This window comes from Cellulomonas sp. HZM (genome assembly GCF_000708885.1).
Classification (GTDB): domain Bacteria; phylum Actinomycetota; class Actinomycetes; order Actinomycetales; family Cellulomonadaceae; genus Cellulomonas.
In genome coordinates, this window is the sequence record NZ_JEOE01000011.1 from 54,980 (window position 1) to 77,678 (window position 22,699).

Annotated in this window: 29 protein-coding genes and 4 tRNA genes; 13 read left to right on the top strand and 20 right to left on the bottom strand. The window is 71.0% G+C overall.

All coding sequences use genetic code 11. The features are described from left to right. The first annotated feature begins 57 nt into the window (after positions 1-57). Positions 58-130, top strand: a tRNA-Arg gene (locus AW16_RS0108050). 98 nt (positions 131-228) lie between these two features. Here the strand turns inward: AW16_RS0108050 and AW16_RS0108055 are convergent. The 12 genes from AW16_RS0108055 to AW16_RS0108120 all read right to left on the bottom strand — a co-directional run bounded on the left by AW16_RS0108055 (position 229) and on the right by AW16_RS0108120 (position 9,107). Next, on the bottom strand, positions 229-525 hold the full coding sequence (locus AW16_RS0108055; RefSeq protein WP_156044111.1) for a hypothetical protein: 297 nt from the start codon (positions 523-525) through the stop codon (positions 229-231). 203 nt (positions 526-728) lie between these two features. Next, the gene (locus AW16_RS0108060) at positions 729-1,112 is read right to left on the bottom strand and encodes a hypothetical protein (RefSeq protein WP_156044112.1); all 384 of its coding nucleotides are present in this window, start codon (positions 1,110-1,112) and stop codon (positions 729-731) included. Between the two features lie 78 nt (positions 1,113-1,190). Continuing rightward, positions 1,191-1,649 carry a hypothetical protein gene (locus AW16_RS0108065; RefSeq protein ID WP_029289504.1) on the bottom strand — a complete coding sequence of 153 codons (459 nt, stop codon included), beginning with the start codon at positions 1,647-1,649 and terminating at the stop codon, positions 1,191-1,193. 561 nt (positions 1,650-2,210) lie between these two features. Then, on the bottom strand, positions 2,211-2,423 hold the full coding sequence (locus tag AW16_RS0108080) for a hypothetical protein (protein ID WP_029289507.1): 213 nt from the start codon (positions 2,421-2,423) through the stop codon (positions 2,211-2,213). Between the two features lie 50 nt (positions 2,424-2,473). Continuing rightward, positions 2,474-3,106, bottom strand: coding sequence for a ribonuclease D (locus tag AW16_RS0108085; RefSeq protein ID WP_051681776.1), 633 nt, complete (start codon positions 3,104-3,106; stop codon positions 2,474-2,476). A gap of 13 nt (positions 3,107-3,119) precedes the next feature. Next, complete coding sequence (locus AW16_RS0108090; RefSeq protein WP_029289512.1) at positions 3,120-3,893, bottom strand: hypothetical protein; 774 nt, start codon at positions 3,891-3,893, stop codon at positions 3,120-3,122. Positions 3,894-4,136: 243 nt separating this feature from the next. Further along, complete coding sequence (locus tag AW16_RS0108095) at positions 4,137-4,556, bottom strand: type IIL restriction-modification enzyme MmeI (RefSeq protein WP_029289514.1); 420 nt, start codon at positions 4,554-4,556, stop codon at positions 4,137-4,139. A gap of 98 nt (positions 4,557-4,654) precedes the next feature. Next, a complete protein-coding gene (locus AW16_RS0108100) occupies positions 4,655-5,746 on the bottom strand; it encodes a competence protein CoiA family protein (RefSeq protein ID WP_029289516.1) in 1,092 nt (363 codons plus the stop codon). Between the two features lie 370 nt (positions 5,747-6,116). Further along, positions 6,117-6,824, bottom strand: a complete 708-nt coding sequence (locus AW16_RS0108105) for a hypothetical protein (protein ID WP_051681777.1) — start codon at positions 6,822-6,824, stop codon at positions 6,117-6,119. 6 nt (positions 6,825-6,830) lie between these two features. Next, a complete protein-coding gene (locus AW16_RS17035) occupies positions 6,831-7,208 on the bottom strand; it encodes a hypothetical protein (RefSeq protein WP_034648424.1) in 378 nt (125 codons plus the stop codon). Positions 7,209-7,524: 316 nt separating this feature from the next. Continuing rightward, positions 7,525-8,310 (bottom strand): SDR family oxidoreductase, encoded by a 786-nt coding sequence (locus AW16_RS0108115; protein ID WP_029289520.1) that lies wholly within the window; start codon positions 8,308-8,310, stop codon positions 7,525-7,527. Next, on the bottom strand, positions 8,310-9,107 hold the full coding sequence (locus AW16_RS0108120) for an alpha/beta hydrolase (RefSeq protein WP_029289521.1): 798 nt from the start codon (positions 9,105-9,107) through the stop codon (positions 8,310-8,312). The genes AW16_RS0108115 and AW16_RS0108120 overlap by 1 nt, the downstream gene beginning before the upstream one ends. A gap of 145 nt (positions 9,108-9,252) precedes the next feature. Between AW16_RS0108120 and AW16_RS0108125 the strand changes: the two genes are divergently transcribed. Further along, positions 9,253-10,203 carry a LysR family transcriptional regulator gene (locus tag AW16_RS0108125; RefSeq protein WP_029289522.1) on the top strand — a complete coding sequence of 317 codons (951 nt, stop codon included), beginning with the start codon at positions 9,253-9,255 and terminating at the stop codon, positions 10,201-10,203. A 38-nt stretch (positions 10,204-10,241) separates the two neighbouring features. Continuing rightward, positions 10,242-10,748: a GNAT family N-acetyltransferase gene (locus AW16_RS0108130; RefSeq protein WP_197021586.1), complete on the top strand. Its 507-nt coding sequence runs from the start codon at positions 10,242-10,244 to the stop codon at positions 10,746-10,748. 6 nt (positions 10,749-10,754) lie between these two features. On the opposite strand, the gene AW16_RS0108135 is transcribed toward AW16_RS0108130, so the two are convergent. After that, on the bottom strand, positions 10,755-11,156 hold the full coding sequence (locus AW16_RS0108135; protein ID WP_029289524.1) for a RidA family protein: 402 nt from the start codon (positions 11,154-11,156) through the stop codon (positions 10,755-10,757). Positions 11,157-11,290: 134 nt separating this feature from the next. Here AW16_RS0108135 and AW16_RS0108140 point away from each other — a divergent pair, with 134 nt between their 5' ends. Further along, positions 11,291-11,539 carry a hypothetical protein gene (locus AW16_RS0108140; protein WP_029289525.1) on the top strand — a complete coding sequence of 83 codons (249 nt, stop codon included), beginning with the start codon at positions 11,291-11,293 and terminating at the stop codon, positions 11,537-11,539. Here the strand turns inward: AW16_RS0108140 and AW16_RS0108145 are convergent. Beyond that, positions 11,489-12,214, bottom strand: a complete 726-nt coding sequence (locus AW16_RS0108145; protein WP_051681779.1) for a phosphatase PAP2 family protein — start codon at positions 12,212-12,214, stop codon at positions 11,489-11,491. The genes AW16_RS0108140 and AW16_RS0108145 overlap by 51 nt on opposite strands. A gap of 162 nt (positions 12,215-12,376) precedes the next feature. On the opposite strand from AW16_RS0108145, the gene AW16_RS0108150 reads away from it, so the two are divergent. The 3 genes from AW16_RS0108150 to AW16_RS0108160 all read left to right on the top strand — a co-directional run bounded on the left by AW16_RS0108150 (position 12,377) and on the right by AW16_RS0108160 (position 13,488). Further along, positions 12,377-12,556: a hypothetical protein gene (locus AW16_RS0108150; protein WP_029289527.1), complete on the top strand. Its 180-nt coding sequence runs from the start codon at positions 12,377-12,379 to the stop codon at positions 12,554-12,556. Positions 12,557-12,731: 175 nt separating this feature from the next. Continuing rightward, positions 12,732-13,319: an oligoribonuclease gene (orn, locus tag AW16_RS0108155; protein ID WP_369794770.1), complete on the top strand. Its 588-nt coding sequence runs from the start codon at positions 12,732-12,734 to the stop codon at positions 13,317-13,319. Positions 13,320-13,415: 96 nt separating this feature from the next. After that, positions 13,416-13,488 (top strand) — tRNA-His (locus AW16_RS0108160). Between the two features lie 68 nt (positions 13,489-13,556). Here AW16_RS0108160 and AW16_RS0108165 read toward each other — a convergent pair. Both AW16_RS0108165 and AW16_RS0108170 read right to left on the bottom strand, forming a co-directional pair. Further along, on the bottom strand, positions 13,557-14,483 hold the full coding sequence (locus AW16_RS0108165) for a RimK family alpha-L-glutamate ligase (RefSeq protein ID WP_029289529.1): 927 nt from the start codon (positions 14,481-14,483) through the stop codon (positions 13,557-13,559). Between the two features lie 73 nt (positions 14,484-14,556). Beyond that, complete coding sequence (locus tag AW16_RS0108170; protein WP_369794767.1) at positions 14,557-15,663, bottom strand: ABC transporter ATP-binding protein; 1,107 nt, start codon at positions 15,661-15,663, stop codon at positions 14,557-14,559. Between the two features lie 88 nt (positions 15,664-15,751). Between AW16_RS0108170 and AW16_RS0108175 the strand changes: the two genes are divergently transcribed. The 3 genes from AW16_RS0108175 (at position 15,752) to AW16_RS0108185 (ending at position 18,288) form a co-directional block, all read left to right on the top strand. Then, complete coding sequence (locus AW16_RS0108175) at positions 15,752-16,441, top strand: ABC transporter permease (RefSeq protein WP_029289533.1); 690 nt, start codon at positions 15,752-15,754, stop codon at positions 16,439-16,441. 2 nt (positions 16,442-16,443) lie between these two features. Continuing rightward, positions 16,444-17,169: an ABC transporter permease gene (locus AW16_RS0108180; protein WP_029289535.1), complete on the top strand. Its 726-nt coding sequence runs from the start codon at positions 16,444-16,446 to the stop codon at positions 17,167-17,169. A gap of 99 nt (positions 17,170-17,268) precedes the next feature. Further along, complete coding sequence (locus AW16_RS0108185; protein ID WP_029289537.1) at positions 17,269-18,288, top strand: glycine betaine ABC transporter substrate-binding protein; 1,020 nt, start codon at positions 17,269-17,271, stop codon at positions 18,286-18,288. A 140-nt stretch (positions 18,289-18,428) separates the two neighbouring features. Here AW16_RS0108185 and AW16_RS0108190 read toward each other — a convergent pair whose 3' ends face one another. From AW16_RS0108190 to AW16_RS0108200, 3 genes are all read right to left on the bottom strand, one after another. Continuing rightward, the gene (locus tag AW16_RS0108190) at positions 18,429-19,862 is read right to left on the bottom strand and encodes an NAD(P)/FAD-dependent oxidoreductase (protein WP_029289539.1); all 1,434 of its coding nucleotides are present in this window, start codon (positions 19,860-19,862) and stop codon (positions 18,429-18,431) included. Positions 19,863-20,022: 160 nt separating this feature from the next. Next, positions 20,023-20,095: transfer RNA gene (locus tag AW16_RS0108195), tRNA-Lys, on the bottom strand. Between the two features lie 69 nt (positions 20,096-20,164). Then, the gene (locus AW16_RS0108200; RefSeq protein ID WP_051681791.1) at positions 20,165-20,461 is read right to left on the bottom strand and encodes a co-chaperone GroES; all 297 of its coding nucleotides are present in this window, start codon (positions 20,459-20,461) and stop codon (positions 20,165-20,167) included. Between the two features lie 273 nt (positions 20,462-20,734). Here AW16_RS0108200 and bcp point away from each other — a divergent pair, with 273 nt between their 5' ends. Then, on the top strand, positions 20,735-21,205 hold the full coding sequence (gene bcp, locus AW16_RS0108205; RefSeq protein WP_029289543.1) for a thioredoxin-dependent thiol peroxidase: 471 nt from the start codon (positions 20,735-20,737) through the stop codon (positions 21,203-21,205). A gap of 108 nt (positions 21,206-21,313) precedes the next feature. Continuing rightward, positions 21,314-21,396, top strand: a tRNA-Leu gene (locus tag AW16_RS0108210). A 124-nt stretch (positions 21,397-21,520) separates the two neighbouring features. On the opposite strand, the gene trxA is transcribed toward AW16_RS0108210, so the two are convergent. Further along, positions 21,521-21,886, bottom strand: a complete 366-nt coding sequence (gene trxA / locus AW16_RS0108215) for a thioredoxin (protein ID WP_029289545.1) — start codon at positions 21,884-21,886, stop codon at positions 21,521-21,523. Between the two features lie 251 nt (positions 21,887-22,137). Between trxA and AW16_RS0108220 the strand changes: the two genes are divergently transcribed. After that, positions 22,138-22,689 (top strand): NUDIX hydrolase family protein, encoded by a 552-nt coding sequence (locus AW16_RS0108220; protein ID WP_029289547.1) that lies wholly within the window; start codon positions 22,138-22,140, stop codon positions 22,687-22,689. Positions 22,690-22,699: the final 10 nt, after the last annotated feature.

Sequence of the window (22,699 nt, forward strand, 5' to 3'; positions counted from 1 at the left end):
CCTGCGGCAGGCGCCGCGGCCGCCGTCCCGGGGCGCACTACGCTGGGTGACCGCCCAGCCCTCGTAGCTCAATGGATAGAGCAACGGCCTTCTAATCCGTAGGTTGCAGGTTCGAGTCCTGCCGGGGGCGCCCGTACAAGTCGACTGCGCGGCGCCGGCCACTCCGCCCGTCGATGCGTCTTCTACTCGCTGAGCGGCTACACGACCGCCGTGCTCGAGTACGCGACGTCAGCGACCGTCGCACTGTTCGAGTTCGACGCTCAGAACCGGGACTTCGCGGTAGCGAGACCAGAACACCCGCTGCTCGTCCGTGAGCTCGCCGCTGCGCAACATGGCGCTCGCACGCCGGGCTTCCCTGCGAGCGACGACGCGCTCCGCGTTGATTTCGGTGAGCGTCTCAGTCGCGCCGGTTAGCGGGTGAATGGCCGGCCCGTCCGGGTGCGCCTCCTTGTACGCGCCTCGGGTCACCGCCGCCTTGGTCTCGGCATGCCCCGAGCACCGCACGCCCGGTTTCCAATCGCACATTTTCGTCTCTCCACCACTAGAACGATTCGCCCCGTTTAGGGCTTTCTGTGGAGAAACGATAGGTGCTCGACTAGACGCTATTCGTCGCTTTTCGGCCCCCTCCCCGCACCTCACCCGGGGCGGCAGACGGTGTGCCGCCCCACCCAGGCGGGCCGGAGGTGCAACCAGGACGATGAGGGAACGGAGAGGGAGGATTGCTGGGCTCAGCAGATGACCGTGCCACCCATCCTGATCAGGAGGGTCTTCGTGGCGAGGTTGCCGCCGTACTGGTGCACGACCCAACCATCGCCGGCGACCATGCCGCCGACGCAGTCGTTCAACGACGTCATCCACGCCACCTGGGAGGCGTTGTCAGGGAACACCTTGATGAATCCCTGGTGGCTGGTCTCACTACAGCGATAACCCTTCGCGCCGGGCGGCGCCGTCCACTCCGCCGCTCCATAGTCCCCGCACAGCACGACGACGAGTGCATCGACCAGCGACATGCTCGGGCTCGGTGTCGCGTCGGAGCCACCACCACCTGATGTACAGCCCGACAGTGCAACCGCGAGGGCGGTGACGCTCAAAAGGCTGAACGAACGGCGCATGAGCAGCATCCTCGTCCGAGCGCACAGCGCCGCCAACCCGCTGCACAGGGTGATTTCGGGAGCCCGATCGCGCGGGTCCTACAGAGTCGGCAACGACGCTCCCTCGACGCTCACCGAGAGGTCCGCGGCTACCCAGAACACAGTGACGTTGAGCTGCTTCAGCACGGGAAGCATGGCGACGACCTCCTGGCGATGGTCCTCGTTGTCTGGGAAGGCCAGCGCGGCGTGCACGTCGCCGCTTGCGACCCATCGCAGCGCTCGGACGGTCGCCACGCCAACGTGGCTGTAGACCTGCTTACGCTCAAACGGCTGGCCGTGCCGCTTCGACGTGGCTCGTGCGCTGCCTGCCCCTTTCGCCTCGACGAAGAGCCGTCGGTCCCCGAGGCTCGCTTCGATGTCGTTGCCCCGCTCGTGGCTGTACTTCGGACGAATATCAGCCCAGCCAGCGCGGTCGAGGTACGCGCACACCGCGTCGACCACCTGGTCCTCGACCAGGAACGGTGACGGCAGCGAATCAATCTCGAAGATTGCGTCCATGTCGCGACGATAGCGACGACGCCAGTGGGCGGCACACCGTCTGCCGCCCCGCGCTCACGTGGGCCGGAGGAACAACCAGGGCGACCAGAAGGCGATGAGAAACGGGGAGGGGCGAGCGGGTCTGTCCCATCAGCGCCATCGTTCAGGAGCGCGCAGTCATGCTTCGGCCGCGTGATGCCGATTCATCGGGCATGACAACGGACCTCTGCATCCACGACATGGCGCTCGAGACGTGCGGGCTCTGCGCTCCCCGAACGCCACTCCGTGGCTCCCCGAGCGCACGTGTTCTGATCGCTCCCAGCCGCAAGGCGCACCTTGAGGGCGGCTGCAGCCACAAGGACGACCCGGACCTCAGCAAGTGGGGCGTCGTCACCACGATCAACGCCTGGCAGACCGTGTGTAACCACGGCGCCATCTACGCGGACGCGCCGTCGCGCCTCGTGTCTGTGGACCCCTGCAAGGACTGCCAGAACGGCCCGCTCGGCTAGGCCGTGGCGTCGTCCCATCCTGCGAGTTCGGTCCGCAGCTGCCCGACCGTGACGGGGCGGCTTGCCTCGGTCGTCATGGGGTCGGGACAGGCATCGGGGTCAAGAGCCTGTCGAGCGTCGGCTGCAAGCTCGACTGCGTCTTCTGGATCTCGAACTCGAGGAATCGCTGCATGAGCGGCGGTCCGAGCTTCGCCATCAGCGGGCCGACGAACAGCAGCACGACGACCTGTCGAACGGGTCGCGGCAGCAGGCGGAAGACGTGAAAGCCGACGTCAGAGGGGTCCATGGATTGACGATCGCACCGACCGGTGACATGAAGCCGTCGTGGCGGTGCTGTCAGTAGTCGAAGACGTCGCCGATGCCGAGGGTGTCCAGAGTTGCCCGCGTTGGTAGGTACGCAAACGACGCTTCAAGGAGGTCGGCAACACCTCGCTCGGCGGCGAGAGCGCGAAGCTCTGCGAGGAGCGGCACGAGGTAGCGGACGTCGTTGGCCGCGTACTCCAACTGCGCCCTCGACAGGTCACTGGCGGACCAGTCTGAGACCTGCTGTGCTTTATCGATGCTCACGCCGAGTACGCGGCTCAGGCTCGGCTTCAGCGAATACTGCTCGGGTTCCATGCCCGGCTCGACGATCTTCGCTGCGACCTTCGTGCACGCGATGCGTGCGGGCCTCGCCCTCCAAGTGGCGACGAGGAAGCGCAGGTCAAAGGGAGCGTGGTGGAACACCTTCGTGACCGACGAGTCCTCGAGCAACTCGATGAGCAGGTACGGGTGGTCACCCGGCGCGACCTGAACGATGACGATTGCGTCCGGCGTAGCCAGCTGGACCGTCCGAACCTGGTCGACTCGCCAGTCCAGACCGGTTGTCTCGATGTCACACGCGACAGCACCAGTGCTGCGAGCACGAGCGAGCCAGTCAGCGTCAATGTCGCCGCGCCTCACGGCGACGTCCTGCCTGATCGCGACCATCTCGCCCGTCCTCCTACGCTCGCGTGCTCTGAGTGGCGATGGCGTCGATCTCTCCCTGCACGAACGCGAAAAGCTCGCCACCGGCCATGACCCAGGTTGGCACAGAGGTACGACGCTCCCGCCCGTGGGAGTAGAGCGTCAGCACCGCGCGCCCGTCGAACCGGTAGGCACTGAACAGCGCGTCACCTGCGCGGACGTACACCTCGACGGCCCCACCACCGGGCTGCGCGAGAGACTTGTACTCAGTGATGGCCTCGTTGATCTTCGCCACGACGGACTCAGGGGTGGCCGCGAAGCGTTGTGCCAGGTTGCTCATCGTCGCTGCGTCGTTCGGGTCGGGCAGGAAGACGCGGATCCGCGACCCCTTCGTCTTGGCGACTCGTTCCAGGCGGTGACGGTGAGCGTTGCGCCACGTGTTCGCGTAGGCGACGAGGATGTCAACGTGCACGGCTCCCTCGAAGAGCTCGCCCCACTCGACGTCGTCGAGGTACTGGTCGGTGACCCGGGTGATGCCGGACTCGACGACGTCTGCGGAGAGCTTCGCCTTGGCCAGCACCTCAATCGCGAACGCCCGGCGTCCAAAGAGGTCCCAAGCGACGGTCAGCAACCCCGTCGCGACGAGCAGACCTCCGACCTGCCCCAGGAACGCCTCCCAGAGAGTTCCGTCAGCCCAGGGCTGCACGGACAGCAGCATGAGTCCCAGGCCCGCGATGACGAGCGCGGCCGCGATGAGGACCGCCGCCAGCGTCGTCACCTTGCTCTCGATGGGCTGCCGGTTCCGCTGCACGGGATCGAACGTAGTTGCACGGTTGCCCGGGTTGGTCGAGACGCGCCCGTACGCATTCGGTCGTATCCGTACACGCCTGGGTGGCCGGCCGGCTGAACGGGTGGATCACGTACGAAACCCGTGTACGAAAGCTCACCCGTACGGAACTGGGCCCTGGCGTTTCCGTGCGCCGCCGGCTACGACTACGTCCTGGCGCCGGCGAACGACCGGACCAGAGAGGGGCGGTTCGATGGCGTTGCTCGGCTACGCACGGGTCTCGACTCGCGACTCCCACCGCTGCGCCAGGTCGTCGATCGACACGCGGTCGACTGGTTCATCGAGTTGCTTGTCGAAGTCGTAGACCCAGAACTCGTCGAAGTTGCACAGCACGACGTACCGGGGGCGGTCGGGGACAGCCTGGACCCAGTAGTCGAACGCCTGACGGTAATGGCGGCGGAGGTCGACGCCCTCGCGTTTCATCTCGATGAGCACGCGTGGCTTCCACATGAGGTCCGCGAACGCAGTGCCCTTGCGGTCCTCTGACTTGATGCGGGCCTCGAGCGTGGCACCCGCCTCCTGGATACCGCCGTGTCCGAACGCACGGAACAGCCGGTCGAGGAACGTCTGCGCCTCGCCTTTCTCGTCCCCGATCAGATGCTGATGGCGCCACTGGGCAAACGCCATGAGTGCGAGGCGAAGCTCGACCGTCGTTGGGTTCGGCACGCACGCTAGCGTGCCAGGTCAGCGCGACGAAGGGTCCGGGACCCGCCGGTGAACTGCCGTCAGCACGTCACGTGCCGCCCGAGTCGTTCCAGGGTCAGCGCGAGTGGCCGGCGACACTTGGAGCACCACAGCCCCGTCGGGTTTCCGGGCTGTCTCACAGGCTGCCGATAGCTCGGCGCCAGGGCGTGGGCAGCGGATCTCGCCGCTCGGCTCGCCGCACGCTCGGCTTCCTGCGCCTCCCAGGCGAGACGATCTTGGTCGGCCTGGCCCGCGACTCGCGAGCGCTCCTCGCGGACGTCGACCACTGTCGGCGTGACGAGGCCAAACTCCCGGTCGAGGACGCAATCGTTGAGAGCGGCGAGCCCGAGTTGCGCAACCTCGGTCACGGGGGCCGGGAAGACTCGCCCACCAACCGTTCGCAGGTTCCCTGCCCACCAACGTGGGTCAACCCGTGCTGCCTCGAGGGGTACGCCGGGCGCCCACAGCGTCCCGACGTTCGCATCGATCGGGTTGACGAAGTGGATGGGTCGCGCTGCCGCCGCAAGCAGGCGGGTCAACGGCACGAGCTTGAACCCTGCGAGCTCAGGACCGTCCTGCGTGCCGCGGATTACCGGCCGGAGGTAGCGCCCGGTGTGCCCGAACATCCATATCGCCGTGACGCTGGCTTTCCGGTACGCCTCGTCCTTCGCCCTGAAGGCTTCCGGGGTGTACGCCTTGTACTCGACTTCGATCGCCACGCGCTTCCCGTCGGGCCACGTGACCATGACGTCAGGGCGCCTGTGGACGTCGGGCGCCCACTCCTCCTCGTTGACGACGACGTCGACCACTCGGGCGACTTGCCCACGCGCCCACTCTGCGAGGAGGTGCTTCGCTTGCAGGTGGTTCAACGACTCCGGGCCGCCCGGGTGGGAGTGCGCGGTCCGGTGGAAGAAGTGGTCACGGACGCTCTGCCCCTTGGTGGAGAGAGGCCGAGGTGAATCACATCCCGGCACCGGGCACGAGTAGTGCGCGAGAGCAGTGGCTCGTCGTTCGCCTGCCTCGCCAACGCCGAGGAAGACGAGCTCGCCTGTTCGGTCGTCGCGCGCGAGTACCTGCGCTGTCTCGCCGCGCGCGAACCGTGCGTACTGCTCAGCGATATCGTCCTCGTACATGCGGAGGGTCTACCGCACAGCACTGACACGACGCGTCGGCTCGCACCTTCTATCGCGGAGGATGCTCTCCATACCCGGTTTACTCCCGGGATTGCCGATGATTCCGAGTGAGACCACCTGAGGGCGTCCCCGCCATCATCCCTGGTCAGAGGCGGTTTCGATGATGGGCGATGAGACCGCATTGGCCTCAAGATGCGTCTCCGTAGGTTGCAGGTTCGAGTCCTGACGGGGGCTCCCATACAAGTCTGTGACCTGCACGTCCGTCCATGTGGGCGCCAGCCTCGACGTCTGCGGCGCGCATCAAGTGCGACCGCGTTCTCGCGGAACCGCCGTGCAGGCACGGCGCACATCTGCGGGGCAACGGCCGGCTCTACGAGCGTCGGCCGCCGTGTGCGAAGAGCCACCTCTCGATCTCATCTGCTGCGACGTCGCGATGCTGAGCGGTGGACGCTTCGCTCGACCATCTTTGCAGCAGCTCGGTGTAGGCCGCGTAGGTCGACGCCGGCCACCAGAAGCGTTGCCCCGGTGGCCGCCAAGTGCTCGGAGCAGGCAGCCGCGTCAGGGCGGCAGCAACGAACGAATCCAAGATCAGGCACGGATGGTCGGCCTCGCCACCACCCGCGAAGTACAAGAACTTGGTGGAGAACGGCGGGCCCATGAATCTGACGAGGTTTCGACCCTCGGGGGCCATCACGCGGTACGCGCTGTCGGCGTCGGTCTGAGCGAGTGAGGCGGCTTGGGCGAGCGCTTCACCGATTCGCTCAGGTGCGGCGGCGACAGCGGCGATCCGGGCTCGGTTGTTGCGGTTCTTCGTGCCCGTGCCCCACGCGAGCGTCGCCCAGAGCAGGCGCCGAGCTCCGGCAGCGTCCCTGCGGGCACCCTCCGCCAGTGCGAACACGTCGGCGCGCGTCAAGCTCGCATCGGCAGTCGAGAACATCTCGTCACCCAGGCTGTGCTTGGCCAGTTCGTCGGCCCACCAGGCAGTCCGAACGCTGATCCGTTGCGCGAGCACCAGGTCCGTACGACGCCCGAGGGCGCCAGGTTGTGCGAGCTCGGTTGGAAGCGGGACGTCGATCATGATCCTTCATCGTCCTCGGCTAGGAGTATCTGAAGCGTCGGACTGGACCGGCACCGTCAAGTCCCACATCGCTTGCTCGAGCCGTTCGGCGTCGCCCGGGTCAGCGAGCACACCGAACAAGACGTGCTCGCCCGTGCCCGTCCCGAACTCGACGGGCAGCCAGGACGACGACCGGACATCGGCATAGTCCACGACCACCACTGCTGGATCCGTGCCTGGTCTCAGCGCGACGCGCGCGAAACGGTGCAGCGTCATGACCACGAACAGTCGCCACGGGCTCGTGGAGTCTCGGAGCCGGGCGACAGCGAGGAAAGGTTCACCAGGGAGCAGGTACGGGCGGAGCGCGTCGAAGAGCTCCGCTTCGGGGATCGGTGCACGTGTCACGGGGTCACCGTGCCGGTGAGCACCGACATGTGCGCAGACCTCCCGTGGCACACCACCTCGGGCAGACTGAATCGGGGCGACTGGAAGGTCGTCATGCGGCGCCGCCGTCAGCGGGGCCGCATGGCGCCGTACGGCGCATTGACGACGGCGATCGCCGAGACGACCACCACGACGAAGCGAGGCTCGGTCCATCGCGAGCCTCGCTTCTCACCGGCATCCGTCCGACGAGCGGCAGACCACGGGTCGCTCGCGAGACCATCTGTCCACAGGTCGGAAGCGCCGTCGGGTACGGCTACGCCCGCCGGGAACGCCGCCCTCACGTCTGCGTCGTCAGCCCGCCGTCGATCACGAAGTCCGCCCCGGTCACGTTCGCCGCCACGTCGCTCGCCAGGAACGCGACGAGCTCCGCGATCTCCTGCGGCCGCGTGAACCGCCCGGTCACCGACTGCCCGGCCGCCGCGGCAGACACCGCAGCGGGGTCGCTGCCCGCTGCGAGCCCGACGGTCGCCGCGACCCCGTGCTCCCCCAGCCACAGGTCGGTCGCGACCGGCCCGGGACTGATCGTGTTGAGGCGCACCCCCCGAGGCCCGACCTGCTTGGACAGCGCCTTGGAGAAGTTCGTCAGCGCCGCCTTCGCGGCCCCGTAGTCGATCACGTCGGGGTCGGGCAGGAACGCGTTGACGGAGCTGATCGTCACGACGGACCCACCCCCGGCGTCCAGCATCGACGGCAGCACGGCGCGGGTCGCGCGGACCGCCGCCATCAGGCTGAGGTTGATCGTCGCGGCCCACTCGTCGTCGGTCACGGCCAGGAAGCCGTCCACGCGCGGCGTGACAGCCCCGACGTTGTTGACGAGGAGGTCGACCGAACCGAGCTCGAGCGCCGCCGCGACGAGGGTCGCCGGGCCGTCCGGGGTCGAGAGGTCCACCTCGACCGGGAGCACCGTCCCCGCGGACACGAGCGCGTCGAGATCGGCGCTCCGAGTCCGCGCGCCGGCCACCACGCGCACGCCCTCGCGCACCAGCGTCCGGGTGACGGCGAGCCCGATGCCCTTGCTCGCACCCGTGACGACCGCGAGCCGGCCCTCGAGCCCCAGGTCCATCACAGTCCCTGGCCGAGGAGCCAGGTGGAGACCGCCTGCGCGACCTCCTGCCATCCGTGGTCGATGGTCAGCGAGTGCCCGCGGCCCTCGAACTGCCGCAGCTCGGTGACGGCCGACGAGTCGCGGTACTGCTTGAACGTCGAACGCGTCACGACGTCGGGGACGGTGTGGTCGGCGGTGCCGGAGATCAGGAGCAGCGGGCCGCGGTCCTCGTTCTTGGTGTCGACGGCCGCCTGCGAGTGCAAGACGAAGTTCGCCGCGGCCGCCTGGAACAGCGGGCGAGCGGGCGACGGGATGGTCCACCGCTCGAACAGCTCGTCGGACTCCTCCTGCGGCACGGCGTTGCCGAAGCCGAACCGGAACTGCTCGCGCGTGAGGGACACCGCGCGGTGCAGGTTGGCGGGGTTGCCGAGCGCGGGGAACCCGGCGCGCAGCTGCGCGAGCGGCAGCGGGAGAACCCCCTTGATCTGTGCCGGGTCGATCGCGACGGCGGCGGCCGCGCGCCCCTGGCCGAGCAGCTTCTCCGCGATGAGCCCCCCGAACGAGTGGCCGACGAGGACCGGCGGCGCGGGGAGCGCGGCGATGATCTCCGCGTAGTGCTCGACGGCGTCGTCGATGCTGACGTCCGCGACGTCGTCGGCCCTCTCACGAGCCTCGGCGACCGTGCCAGGCTCGCCGGGCCACCCCGGTGCGACGGGCGCGTAGCCCGCCTCGCGGAACAGGTCGACCCACGGTTGCCAGCTGGTCGCATGCAGCCAGAGGCCATGGATGAAGACGACGGGGCGGGCGGTGTCCATGAGGGCCTCCGAGCTGTGACGGGCGGGCCGTGCGAGGTTTCCAGCCAACCCGCGCGCAGGCCGCGGCGTCCAAGACGCAAACCGGACGGATCGATAAGCGTTCGCGGCCCTGACCAGCCGCTACGGTGTGCGCGGGAGGAGGGTGATGGATCTCGACCTGCGGCTGGTCAGGTACTTCGTCGTCGTGGCCGACGAGCTGCACTTCGGGCGCGCCGCCGCACGCCTGCACATCAGCCAGCCCGCGCTCTCCCAGCAGGTCCGAAAGCTCGAGGACGCCGTGGGCGGGCGGCTGCTCACGCGCGACAGCCGGCACGTCGAGCTCACCGCGCGCGGCGCGACCTTCCTCGACGACGCCCGCCAGCTGCTCGCCATAGCCGAGCGCATGCGGCAGGACCCCGCCGTCAACAGCGTCCGCATCGCGCACGTCTTCGAGCTCACGACGAGCCGCGTCGTCGCGGACGCCTTCGCCGCCGCGCACCCCACGGTCCAACTCGTCGAGCGCTCCATGGACAGCTCCCGCCAGCTCGACGCCCTCCCGTCCGACCGGCTCGACGTGGCGATCCTGCGCGTGACGCGCCAGATGGTCGAGCAGCACCCGACGGGCTGGCACCACCGACCGCTGCGTCGCGAGCCGATGCTGCTCGTCGGACGTCCTGGCGCCTCGGGACCCTCGAGCATCGCTCTCGACGAGCGCCCGGTCGACGTCTTCGCCGACGCCGCCGGGTCAGGCCTCTACAACGTGCACGGCGAGTACCTCACGGCGCTCGAGCGCGCGACCGGCATCTCGCTGCGTTGGTTGGGCAACCCGGGGACGTTCCAGAACTGCCTGAGCGTGTGGACACGGACGACGAGCGGCACCGTCCTTCTCGAGTTCGAGAGCTACGCCGCGCGCTACGCCGAGTCGGGGCTCCCCGTGCACACGATCACCGGCATCGCACCCGTGTACCCGTGGTCGGTCGCGTGGCGGCACGAGCAGCCCTCCCAGGCGACCGCAGACTTCGTCCGAGCGGCACTCGCGGTCGCGCGCGAACGCGGCTGGGACGCCGAGCCGTCGGGCTCGGCGACACCGTGGACGCCTCCCGACGACCCGGGCTGACGACCCCGCCGACGGATCGACCCGACTACGGTCTGACCGTGCATCCCCTGCCGACGCCCGCGCTGCGCCCGTACCGATCACCCACGGACGCCGCGGCCACGTTCGAGGTCTTCCAGGCGGCGATCCGTCGGACGGCGGCGACGGTCTACGACGCCGACCAGGTCGAGGCCTGGGCCGGGTCCCGCGACGTCGACCTGACGGCGTGGGACGAGCGGCGGCGCACGGCATTCACGGTCGTCGCCGAGTGCGACGACCCCCTCGTCGGCTCCGCCGGGGTCGTCGGGTTCGCGGACCTGCTGCCGGACGGCGTCGTCGACATGCTGTTCGTGCACCCGGACGCGGGCGGCCGGGGCGTCGCCCGCTCGCTCGTCGCCGCCGTGCGTGCCGAGGGCACCGCGCGCGGGCTGACGGAGCTGCGGACGTTCGCGAGCCGCAGCGCGCAGCCCGCGTTCGAGCGGTTCGGGTTCGAGCTCGTCGCCGACCGTCCCGGCAACCTGGCTCGCGGCGTCGTCGTCCCGAACGCCGAGCTGCGCTGCCGACTCTGAGTGCGGTCACTCCCGGAGCACGGCCGCCACGGCGCTCACCTCGACGAGAGCGCCCGGAACCCCGAGCCCCGCGACGACCGCCGCTGTGACCAGGGGCGGCGCGCCGTCCGTCGCGAGCAACGGCGCGACCGCACCGTAGGCCTCGCGAAGGTCGGCGTCGGCCGCGATGAGGACGGTCCACTGCACGACGTCGTCGAAAGAGGCGCCCGCCGCACGCAGCGCGACCCCCGCGTTCTCGACCGCGCGGCGCGACTGCTCGGCTACCCCGTCCCCGACGACGACCCCGGTGACGTCGACGCCGTTCTGGCCGCCGACGTAGACGGTCGTCGCACCCGGCGGCACGACGGCGACGTGGCTGAACGCCGGGCTCACGACGAGCCCGGCCGGCTGCAGACGTGTGATCTCCATGGGTCGACCGTCCCACCGCCCTCTGACACGACCACCGGCGCACGGAGAGCACCGGCCCCGGCGTGCGTGACGTGCCACGATGTGGCCATGCGCACGCGTCCCCTCCCCCTCGGCCCGGTCGGGCGGGGCGCCTGATGGGGCGGCACGCGAGCCGCGAGCCGGACGCCCGTGCCGAGCGCCGCTGGGTGCCGTGGGCCGAGCGCGCCGGGATGGGGGTCGCCGCCGCACTCGTCGTGCTGCTGGTGCTCCGGTGGGCGGACGTGGGGTGGGGTGCGACGCTCGCTATCGCAGGCGCGGCGCTCGTCCTCGTTCCCGCCGCGGCGTGGGTCGCGTCAACCGTCCCGGGGCACGACGGGCAGCACGGGGACGTCGAGCGCTCCTGACGCGGGCAGCGTCCGCCAGCGGTCGACGACCGTGACGAGGCCGAGCACGACCACGGCGAGCCCGACGGCGGCGAGCACGTCGGTCAGGAAGTGGTAGCCCAGGTACAGCCGGCTGAGCGCCACCAGCCCGGTGCCGACGACCGCGGCGAGGAGCCACACCGCGACGAGCCCGACCGAGCGGTGCCGGCTGCACACCAGGTAGCCCGCGACGAGCAGGAACGTCGCCGTGCCGAGCGTGTGACCCGAGGGGAACGACGCCGTCGTCTCGGCCCCGGGGACGTGCATCGTCTCGACGGGCGGCCGCGGTCGGGCCACGATCCCCTTGACCAGCAGCCCCAGAGCCGTCGAGACCACCATCGCGCCCGCGAGCAGCGCCGGGCGCCACCACACTCGTCGGACGCGCCACCAGACCACGCACGCCACGAGCACGACCACCGGCAGCACGGTCGGCCCGGTCACGAACGTGATGGCCTGCAGGACCGACGTCACCCACGGCGACCGGTGCGCGACGAGCCACTCCAGCACCGTCTGGTCGACCGCCGCGAGGTCGTCACTCTCGCGCACGTCGTCGAGCATCTTGGCGAACACGAGCAGCCCGACGACGACCAGCACCGCACCCGGGACGACGACCGCGAGCGCGCGCCGCGTGCGCGGGTGGTGCTCGTCGGGCGTCATGCCTGACCTCATCACATATTCGCGTGACGCAGGTATCACGCACGTGGTCTGGTGTTCCTGTCACACCGTCGCCCGGACCTGCAGGTCCACCGGCGACCACCCCCGCCGGGGACGCTCCGGACGGGCCACCACATCCCCCAACTCCGTCCGGAGGACTTCGTCATGCACCCGACCCTGAACTACGACCTCGCCCGCCTCGAGCAGGACGCCGCCGTGCGGCAGTCCCGGCTGGAGCGCGAGCGCGCTCGCGAGCAGCATCCGTCCGACGCCACGAGGCGACCCCCGAGTCCGAAGCACCTGACGGTGCCGGTGATCCGGGTGGCCACGCTGCGCATCGTCTGAACGGTCCCGACGGGCCGGTCCCTCTCACCGGGGGCCGGCCCGTCGTCGTCCCCGGCCCGACGCACGCCGGACGCCCCGACCGCCTAGGGTGAGGCCTGTGAGCAGCAGCGTCGCCCCCACCCCCGCCCCCCACGGCCACGAGAGCGCCGACCGCATCGTCTGGATCGACTGCGAGATGACCGGACTCGACCTGACCGCCGACGCACTCGTCGAGGTCGCGGTCGTCGTCACCGACTCCGAGCTCAACGTGCTGGGCGACGGCGTCGACGTGATCATCGCCCCGCCCGCCGGTGCGCTCGAGCAGATGGGCGACTTCGTGCGCACCATGCACACCACGTCCGGGCTGCTCACCGAGCTCGCGGACGGCACGACCCTCGAGGACGCCCAGCGCCAGGTGCTCGAGTACGTGCGCACGTGGGTGCCCGACCCTGGCAAGGCGCCGCTCGCCGGCAACTCCGTCGGCACGGACAAGACGTTCCTCGACCGGGACATGCCCGAGCTGGTCGGGTACCTGCACTACCGCGTCATCGACGTGTCGTCGATCAAGGAGCTCGCGCGCCGCTGGTACCCGCGCGTGTACTTCAACTCGCCCGAGAAGAACGGTGGCCACCGCGCCCTCGCCGACATCCTCGAGAGCATCGACGAGCTCCGGTACTACCGCGCCGCGCTGATGCCCGAGCAGCCGGGCCCCGACTCGGCGACCGCGAAGCAGATCGCGGCGCAGGTCGTGGCCACGTCGGTGCGGGGTGCGCGCTCGTCCTGACCGTCGCGCTCGACCCGGTTGCGGCCGGATCCGTGTCCCGGGCACCGCGTGCGCTCCGGTACACTTCTTCTCGCCCGTCCGGCGACGGACGGCATGGTGGGTATAGCTCAGCTGGTAGAGCACCTGGTTGTGGTCCAGGGGGTCGCGGGTTCAAGTCCCGTTACTCACCCCGAAGACGAAGGGCGCCGATCCTCACGGGATCGGCGCCCTCCGTTCGTTCTCGGGCGCTGCACCCGTTCAGACCAGCCGGGCGACGAGTGCGTCGACGAACCGCTCCAGCGCGCCGTCGGCGTGGGCGAAGAACAGCGACGGCTCGGTGAGCTCGAGCTCGAGCAGCACGGGATGCCCCTCGTCGTCGGGGATGAGGTCCACGCGCGCGTAGAGCAGCGGCTTGTCGACCCCGGGCAGCAGACCCGGCAGCGCGTCGACGATCCGCTGCGCGACCTCGAGCTCCTCGTCGGTCGCGTCCCGTGGGGACATGTCCTCCCTGAGGTACAGCCCCGTCTCGTCGTCCGGGCGGTACGGGCCCTCGAGCAACGGCCCCTTGCGCACCGAGTGGCTGAACGCGCCGTCGACGAACACGAGGGCGGTCTCCCCCGCGGTGTCGACCTGCTTGAGATAGCGCTGGATCATGACGCGGCGCCCGACGCCCAGCAGGTTCTTGGCGTGCATGATCGCGAGCGAGCGGGACGTCGTCACGTCCGCCTGGTAGCGACCCGTGTCGCGCGAGCCCGCGCTCACGGTCGGCTTCACGACGAAGTCGCCGAACGCCGGGAACCTGGTGTGGATGGCGCGCGAGTCGAAGTTGCGCTCCGGGTCGAGCCAGATCGTCGGGACGATCGGCAGCCCCGCCGTCTCGAGATCCCGCAGGTAGGTCTTGTCGATGTTCCAGCCGACGACCGACGCCGGGTTGAGCAGCGTGCTCGACCGCTCCACGCGGTGGGTCCAGTCGGTGAACTGGGTGGGGCGCTGCGTGTAGTCCCACGTCGAGCGGATAAGCACGTGCTGGTACGTCCCCCAGTCGATCGTCGGGTCGTCCCACACCACGACGTCCGCGCCGACCCCGCGCTCACGCAGGGCCGCGACCAGCGGCTGGTCGTCGGCGTCCAGGTCAGGCAGCTCGGCGCAGGTCGCGAGGGCCAGTCGGGCGGTCGGCTCGTTCACCCTGCGAAGCCTACCGACCGCGCTCGACGTCCGGGCCCGTACGTGCGCCGGGCGGGCTGGTGCGGTCGGGGCGTCAGGCCGCACCCGCCTCGCTGACGCGGCGCAGCGCCTGCAGCACCGTCGCCGACGTCGCGCGGCCGACCACCCGGTCGCCGTCCCAGACGTCGACGCCGTCCGCACCGTCCCGCACGAGCGCGTCGAGCACGTCCGTGAGCTCGGCGCCGAGCTCGACCCGCTCCGACGGGTCCGGCACGCGCCGCTCCTGCGCCGCGCCCGATCCCGTGGTCGACGATCCTCGGTCCGCGCCGGGCGCCCGGAGATCGGCCGCAGAGAGATCGACCGCAGAGAGCCGCCCGAGCCCCAGCATCCGCGCGGTCCGACCGCGGCCGACGAGGTCCGCGACCGCCGGCGTCGCTGGCCGGGCCACGATGTCGAGCGGTGCCGCGAGCTGTTCGACGTGCGCTCCTTCGCTGAGCACGGCGACGCGGTCCGCCATCGTCACCGCCTCGTCGATGTCGTGCGTCACGAGCATCACGGTGGTGCCGAGCTCGCGCTGGATGCGTGCGAACTCGTGCTGCAGACGCCGCCGACCCACCGGGTCGACCGCACCGAACGGCTCGTCCATGAGCAGAACCGGCGGGTCGGTGGCGAGAGCGCGCGCCACACCGACGCGCTGTCGCTCGCCGCCCGACAGCTCGTGCGGGTACCGACGCGCGTACCTGCCCGGTGCGAGCCCGACGAGGTCGAGCAGCTGCGCGACGCGGTCCGCCGTGCGGCGCCGGTCCCAGCCGAGCAGGCGCGGCACCGTGGCGACGTTCTGCTCGACCGTGCGGTGCGGGAAGAGGCCGACGTTCTGGATGACGTACCCGATGCGACGGCGCAGCTCGACGGGGTCCACGCGAGTGACGTCCTCGCCCTCGAGCAGGATGCGGCCGCTGGTGGGCTCCACCAGCCGGTTGGCCATGCGGAGCGTCGTCGACTTGCCGCACCCCGACGGTCCGACGAGCACGAGCACCTCGTGCGGGCGCACGTCGAGCGACAGGTCGTGGACGGCGGCAGGCCGCTCGTCGGCGCGGCCGCGCGCGGGAGCCTCGCCGTACGACTTGCTCACGGAGTCGAAGCGGATGGTCCACTCGCCGTCCGCGCCCTGGCGCTGGTGGTCGTGCTGGTCGTCGCTCACGCCACGGGACGCTAGCGTGCGCCACCGACATCGGCGCGGGCTCGGACCTGGACGGGCACGTGTCAGAGCCTGCGGCTACGGTCGCTGCATGCTCCTGGCCGACGCACCGCCGAACCCCTGGTTCTCGTGGCAGTACGTGACGAACAACTCGGCGGACATCCGTTCCGCGCTGGGCCAGCACACGTCGCTGACGCTCCAGGCCGTCGCGATCGCGCTGGTCGTCGCGTTGCCGCTGGCCGCTCTCGCGCACGCGCGGCCTCGGCTCGCTGCGCCCGTGGTCGGCACGGCGGGGGTCCTCTACACGGTCCCGTCGCTCGCGCTGTTCGCCCTGCTCGCCCCCTGGACCGGCATCGGCCGCACCACGGTGCTCATCGGTCTCGTCGCGTACGCGTTGCTGGTGCTCGTGCGCAACATCCTCGTGGGCCTCCAGGGCGTCGACCCGGCGGTCACGGACGCGGCGCGGGGCATGGGGTACGGACGGGGCCGCATGCTCTGGCAGGTCGAGCTGCCTCAGGCGTTGCCGAGCATCGTCGCGGGTGTCCGCGTCGCCACCGTGTCCACGGTCGCGCTCGTCACGGTCGGGGTCGTCGTGGGCTACGGCGGGCTGGGTCAACTCATGTTCCGCGGGTTCCGGAGCGACTACCACGCCGAGATCATGACGGCGACCGTGCTGTGCCTCGTGCTCGCTCTGGTGTGCGACGTCGTCATCGTGCTCGTCGGTCGGTGGCTCACGCCGTGGTCACGATCGACGCGCATGCTCGCGGACAGCGAGGTCTGACCGTGGACATCGTCCAGGACGCCATCACGTGGCTCAACGACCCGCTCAACTGGACCGGGCCGGACGGCGTGCTGTCGCTCGCCGCCGCGCACGTGCGTGTCACGCTGCTCGCGGTTCTGCTCGCAGCCGTCGTCGCGATGCCGGCCGGCGTGTGGCTCGGCCACCGGCGCCGTGGCGGCACGTTGGGGGTCGTCGTGGCGAACACCACGCGCGCGCTCCCCACGCTCGCACTGCTGACGCTGTTCGCCTCGGCCGGGCTGTTCGGCAACACCGCGACGGTGCTGGCCTGCGCGGTGTTCGCCGTGCCGCCGCTGCTCACCAACACGGTCACCGGCGTCGGCGGGGTGGACCGGGACGTCGTCGACGCGGCGCGCGGGCTGGGGATGTCGGGGGCGCGGCGGCTCTGGTCCGTCGAGCTGCCGCTGTCGGTGCCGCTGGTCGCGGCGGGCGTCCGCACGGCCGTGGTCCAGGTGCTCGCGACCGTCCCGCTGGCTGCGCTCGTCGGGGGCCGGAGCCTCGGCTCGATCGTCGTCACCGGGTTCGGCACCCAGCGGTACGGGCAGGTGCTCGCCGGAGGCGTGCTCGTGGCGGCGCTGTGCCTGGTCGCCGAGGGGCTGCTCGCGCTCGCCCAGCGCGCGGTGTCGCCCCGCGGTCTGCAGCCGGCACCCGCACGGTCGTCGCGACGACCGACTCCGGTTGCCGCGACCGCCGACTCCGGGTCTGATTGACGTTCGCGACCGCGACCGGAGCGAGAGCCCGCGGCCGACACCTCCCCCGACCAGTGCCACCCTCATCCACCGATGCCATCCCTGACACAGGAGCCCACGATGCGCACACGCACCACGACCGGACTGCTGGCCACCTCGTTGCTCGGCGCGAGCCTGCTCCTCGCCGCGTGCGGGTCTCCCGGATCGGGCGGCGGCCAGGCCGCGCCGACGTCCGCCGGCTCGAGCGGGGGTGCGACGGCGGCCGCCGAGTGCTCGCCGGTCGCCGGTGACCAGCTCGTCGTCCTCAAGGACGACAAGGGGCTGCAGAACTCCGACAACATCATCCCCGCGATCAACGCGAAGACCGCGAGCGAGCACCCCGAGATCGTCGACCTGCTGAACACGGTCTCGGCCAAGCTGGACACCGAGAAGCTGATCCAGCTCAACAAGTCGGTGGACATCGACCGCAAGACGTCCACCGAGGTCGCCAAGCAGTTCGTGGCCGACCAAGGGCTCGCCGCGACCGACCAGGTCGGCGACGGCGCGAAGATCGTCGTCGGCGCCGCCAACTTCTCCGAGAACGCGACCCTCGCAGCGATCTACGCGGCCGTCCTGAAGTCCGCGGGCTTCGACGCGTCCTCGCGCACGATCGGCGCACGCGAGGTCTACCTGCCGGCCCTCGAGAAGGGCAAGGACATCCAGGTCGTGCCCGAGTACGCGGCCACGCTCGCCGACTTCATCAACGGCAAGGTCAACGGTACGGATGCCGCCTCGGTCGCGACCCCGGACATCGACAAGACGGTCGCCGCGCTCACGCCGCTCGCCGAGAAGGTCGGGCTCACCATGGGAGCAGCCTCGGCCGCACAGGACCAGAACGCGTTCGCGGTGACCGCGGCGTTCGCCGCGGAGCACAAGGTCACGACGCTGTCCGAGCTGGCCGCCGTGTGCGCCGGTGGCGTCTCGCTCGCCGGTCCGCCGGAGTGCCCCGAGCGCCCGTTCTGCGAGCTCGGCCTGACCAAGACCTACGGCCTGAACACGACGTTCAAGTCGTACGACTTCGGCCTCATCGGAGCCGCGATCCGCAAGGGCGAGACGGCGCTCGGCCTCGTCCTGTCGAGCGACGGCTCCCTCGCGAGCTGACCCGGCCGCTTGCCTGATCGCTCGCACGCAGGGCGCGGACCCGACCGTCGGTGGGGCCCGCGCCCTTCGCGCGTCGCACGAGCGTCGCCGGCTCGAGCGTCGTGCGACGACTTCCTCCGAGCGCCTCGCCGGACGCTGGCCTACAGCCCCGCGGTCTCGCCGAACCGCAACCACACCTCGGACAGCGTCGGGTAGGACGGCACGGCGTGCCACAACCGGGCGAGCGGCACCTGGCCCACGACCGCAACCGTTGCAGCGTGCAGCAGCTCGGCGACCTCGGGCCCGACGAACGTCGCACCGACCACCGTCCCGCGCGCGTCGTCCAGCACGAGCCGCGCGTGGCCCTGGTAGTCCGGGGCCAGCACGGACGCACCGGCGAGGTTCCCGAGGTCGTAGTCGACGGCGCGGACGTCGATGCCCGCGTCCCTCGCCGAGCTCTCGGTGTGCCCGACCCATGCGACCTCAGGGCGCGAGAACACCACCTGCGGCACCGATGCCTCGTCGGCGGTCGCACGGTACCTGCTCCACGGCTCGGCGCCGGACTCGGCCTCGCGCATCGCGTCGTCGTCACCGAACCGCGCAGCGACGACATCGCCCGCGACGCGCGCGTCGTACTTCCCCTGGTGCGTGGTGCCCGTGCGGCCGGTGACGTCGCCCACCGCGAACAACCAACCTCCCGCAGCCTCGACCTGGAGCGCGTCGTCGACATGCAACGGCGCACCCGGTGCGAGGTCGATCGCCTCGAGCCCCAGGTCGGCCGTGCGGGCGTGACGTCCGGCCGCCACGAGCACCTCGTCGGCGTGGAGCACGCCCCAGGCGGTGGTGAGGTGGACACCGTCGTCGTCGCGCACCGCCGACGTCACCTCGGTGCCGAACCGGATCGTCACGCCCAGCGCGACCAGCGCATCGCGCACCGCCTCCCCGGCGAACGGCTCGGCCGCGGGCAGCAGCCGGTCGCCGCGCACCAGCATCGTGACCGCGCTGCCGAGGTCGGCGTAGACGGTCGCCATCTCGACGCCGACGACGCCCCCGCCGACGACCGCCAGCCGCGCAGGCACCTGATGAGACGACGTCGCGTCTCGGCTCGTCCACGGCTCGACACCGCGCAGCACCTCCGGCACGGTCGCGACCGACCCCGTGGCGACGATCACGGCGTGGCGTGCCACGAGCGCGCGCTCACCGTCGTCGCCCGCGACCGTGAGGCACCGTGGCCCGGTGAACCGAGCCGCCCCACGGACGAGCGTGATGCCGACCGACTCCACCCAGGAGACCTGCCCCGCGTCGTCCCACTGCGAGGCGACCTCGTCGCGACGCGCGAAGGCCGCCGAGGCGTCCACGCCACCGTCGACGGCGGAGGCCGCCCCCGGGACCGCCCGGGCGGCCGCGAGCACCGTGCCGGGCCGCAGGAGCGCCTTCGACGGCATGCACGCCCAGTACGAGCACTCGCCGCCCACCAGCGCGGCCTCGACGAGCGCGACGCTCAGCCCCGTGCGGGACGCCCGGTCGGCGGCGTTCTCTCCGACCGCTCCGCCGCCCACCACGATCACGTCGAACGTCTCGTCCTGCGGGGCCATCGGTGTCTCCGTCCGTGCCGGCACCCGCGCGACGACGGGATCCGTGTCATCGTCGCCCGCTGCTCGCCGCGGCGCGCGGCGAGACGCGAGCCGCCGCACGCACAACCGCATGACGAAGGGCCCGTGCCCTGCATAGCTGCAGGTCACGGGCCCTCATCGGTGCGCCATCAGGGACTCGAACCCCGAACCCGCTGATTAAGAGTCAGCTGCTCTGCCAATTGAGCTAATGGCGCGCGGTTGAGAACGTTAGCAGCCTTGCGGCCCAGAACACCAACCGAGAGGCCCCGGGTGACGAGAGTCACTCACAGGTACAGCCCGGGCCCGTCCCCCGACCCGCGCGGGGCCGCCACGGCGTGCACGTCCTTCTCTCGCAGGAGCAGGTACGTCGCTCCCTCGAGCTCGACCTCGGCGCGCTCGTCGGGGTCGAACAGGACCCTGTCGCCGACCTCGACCTGCCGCACGTGCTGGCCGACCGCGACGACGTCCGCCCATGCGAGGCGCTTGCCCACCGCGGCGGTCGCGGGGATGACGATGCCCGCCGACGAGCGCCGCTCACCCGCCGCCGCGTCGAGGTGGACCAGCACGCGGTCGTTGAGCATGCGCACGGGCAGATCGGTGCGCAGCACAGGGCGACGCCCAGGCTCGGGGGCCACGGATCCGGAGGTCACGGGTTCGGAGGTCACGAGGTCGACCGTACGCGCCGACGCACGTCCGCCGACCGCACGTCCCGCCGACCGCGCGTGCGGCGCGCCGAGCGCGCGTCGCGCGCCGTACGCGCTCGCGCCGCGGAGTGAGCGGTCGACGAGCGCCGGGCGGCCGGTGGCGGCGCGCTGAACGTAGGCTGGCGTCCCCGCACCACGAGGAGGAACCCCGTGCCCCGTCTCGCCGTCGGCGACCCCGCGCCCGACTTCACGCTCCCCACCGCCGACGGCGGGAGCGTGAGCCTCGCCGACCTGCGGGGTCGGCGCACCATCGTCTACTTCTACCCCGCGGCCGGCACGCCGGGCTGCACGAAGCAGGCGTGCGACTTCCGCGACTCGCTCTCGGCGCTGCAGGGAGCCGGGCTCGCTGTCGTCGGCATCTCGCCGGACCCCGTCGCCAAGCTCGCGAAGTTCGCGGCCGACGAGCACCTCACGTTCCCGCTCGCGTCCGACGAGAGCCGAACCACCCTCGAGGCGTTCGGCGCATGGGGCGAGAAGAAGCTCTACGGCAAGACGGTCACGGGCGTGATCCGCTCGACGGTCGTGCTCGCCGCGGACGGCACCGTCGAGCTCGCGCAGTACAACGTCAAGGCGACGGGTCACGTCGCCAAGCTGCGGCGCGACCTCGGCATCGACGGCTGACCCGACTTCCGGCCGCGCCTTCCTCCAGTCGAGCCGACCTCCTGCGGGACCTGGTGCCGCGCGGCGTCGCGGCGTCGTGGGAGACTCGGGCTCGCGCGGCCACGTCGCGCGGGAGTGGTGAAACGGCAGCCACGCCAGGTTTAGGTCCTGGTGCCCGCAAGGGCGTGCGGGTTCGACTCCCGTCTCCCGCACCGAGCAGCCCCCATGCCGGGTGACCAGCACCGCCCGACGGGCACCGTACGACGACCAGAGGCGGCTCCCCCGCATGGGAGAGCCGCCTCTGGTCGTGCAGGTGGATACCGCGTACGGGCCGTGTCAGCCGTTCGCCTGGGACGCGATCTGCGCGCGCACCTCGTCCATGTCGAGCGCCTTGACGGCGTCGACGACCTGCTTGAGCGCGGGTGCGGGCAGCGCTCCCGCCTGGTTGAACACGAGGATGCCGTCCCGGAACGCCATCAGCGTCGGGATCGAGAAGATCTGCAGCTCCTGCGCGAGCGCCTGCTCGGCCTCGGTGTCGACCTTCGCGTGGACGATCTCCGGGTTCTCGTCCGACGAGGACTCGAAGACCGGGCCGAAGCGCTTGCACGGGCCGCACCACTCGGCCCAGAAGTCGATGAGGACGATCTCGTTGTCGTTGATCGTCGAGCCGATCGTGTCGGCGGTGAGCGTCGTGGTCGCCATGGTTCCTCCGGTGGTCGGGTGTCCGGCCACCTCAGCGTCCGGACCCCGACGACTATTCCCCAGGACGCCCGACCGCGCGCGTCCGCGGGAGCGCGTCGACGACGAGAGGTGCGCACGGCGGGCGAACGGGCCGAACCGACCCGTCGTCGTCGACCGGACCCGCGCCCGGCCGGCGACCCGACCTGCGACCCGAGCCGGTCGCCACGGTGCGGGTCGAGCACGGCCGGGCCCGCGTGAGGTAGAAACCTACGGTGACCGCTTCCGCCGAGTTCCCCGTGCCCGAGCCGCGTGACGGCTGGCTGACGTCCGAGCAGATCGCCGAGGTCCGGCGCGTGCTGCCGATCGTCTACGTGGACGCGGTGCCGGTGCGGGTCGACGACTCGGGCGACGTCGTCGCGGTCGGCCTCCTGCTGCGCGTCACGCGCGAGGGCGTGATGTCGCGAGCACTCGTCTCGGGCCGCGTCCTGTACCACGAGCGTGTGCGCGACGCGCTCGTGCGGCACATCGAGAAGGACCTGGGGCCGGTGGCGCTGCCGCAGATCCCGGCCTCGCCACAGCCGTTCACCGTCGCGGAGTACTTCCCCACCCCGGGCATCACCTCGTACCACGACCCCCGCCAGCACGCGATCTCCCTGGCGTACGTCGTCCCCGTCTCAGGTGACTGCCGCCCGCAGCAGGACGCCATCGACCTGTCGTGGCTGACACCCGAGGAGGCGTGCGCGGAGCAGGTCCAGCTCGAGATGAACGGCGGCCAGGGGGTCCTGCTGCGCCAGGCGATGGCGCACGTGGGCCGCCTGCCCTGACGCGCGCGCC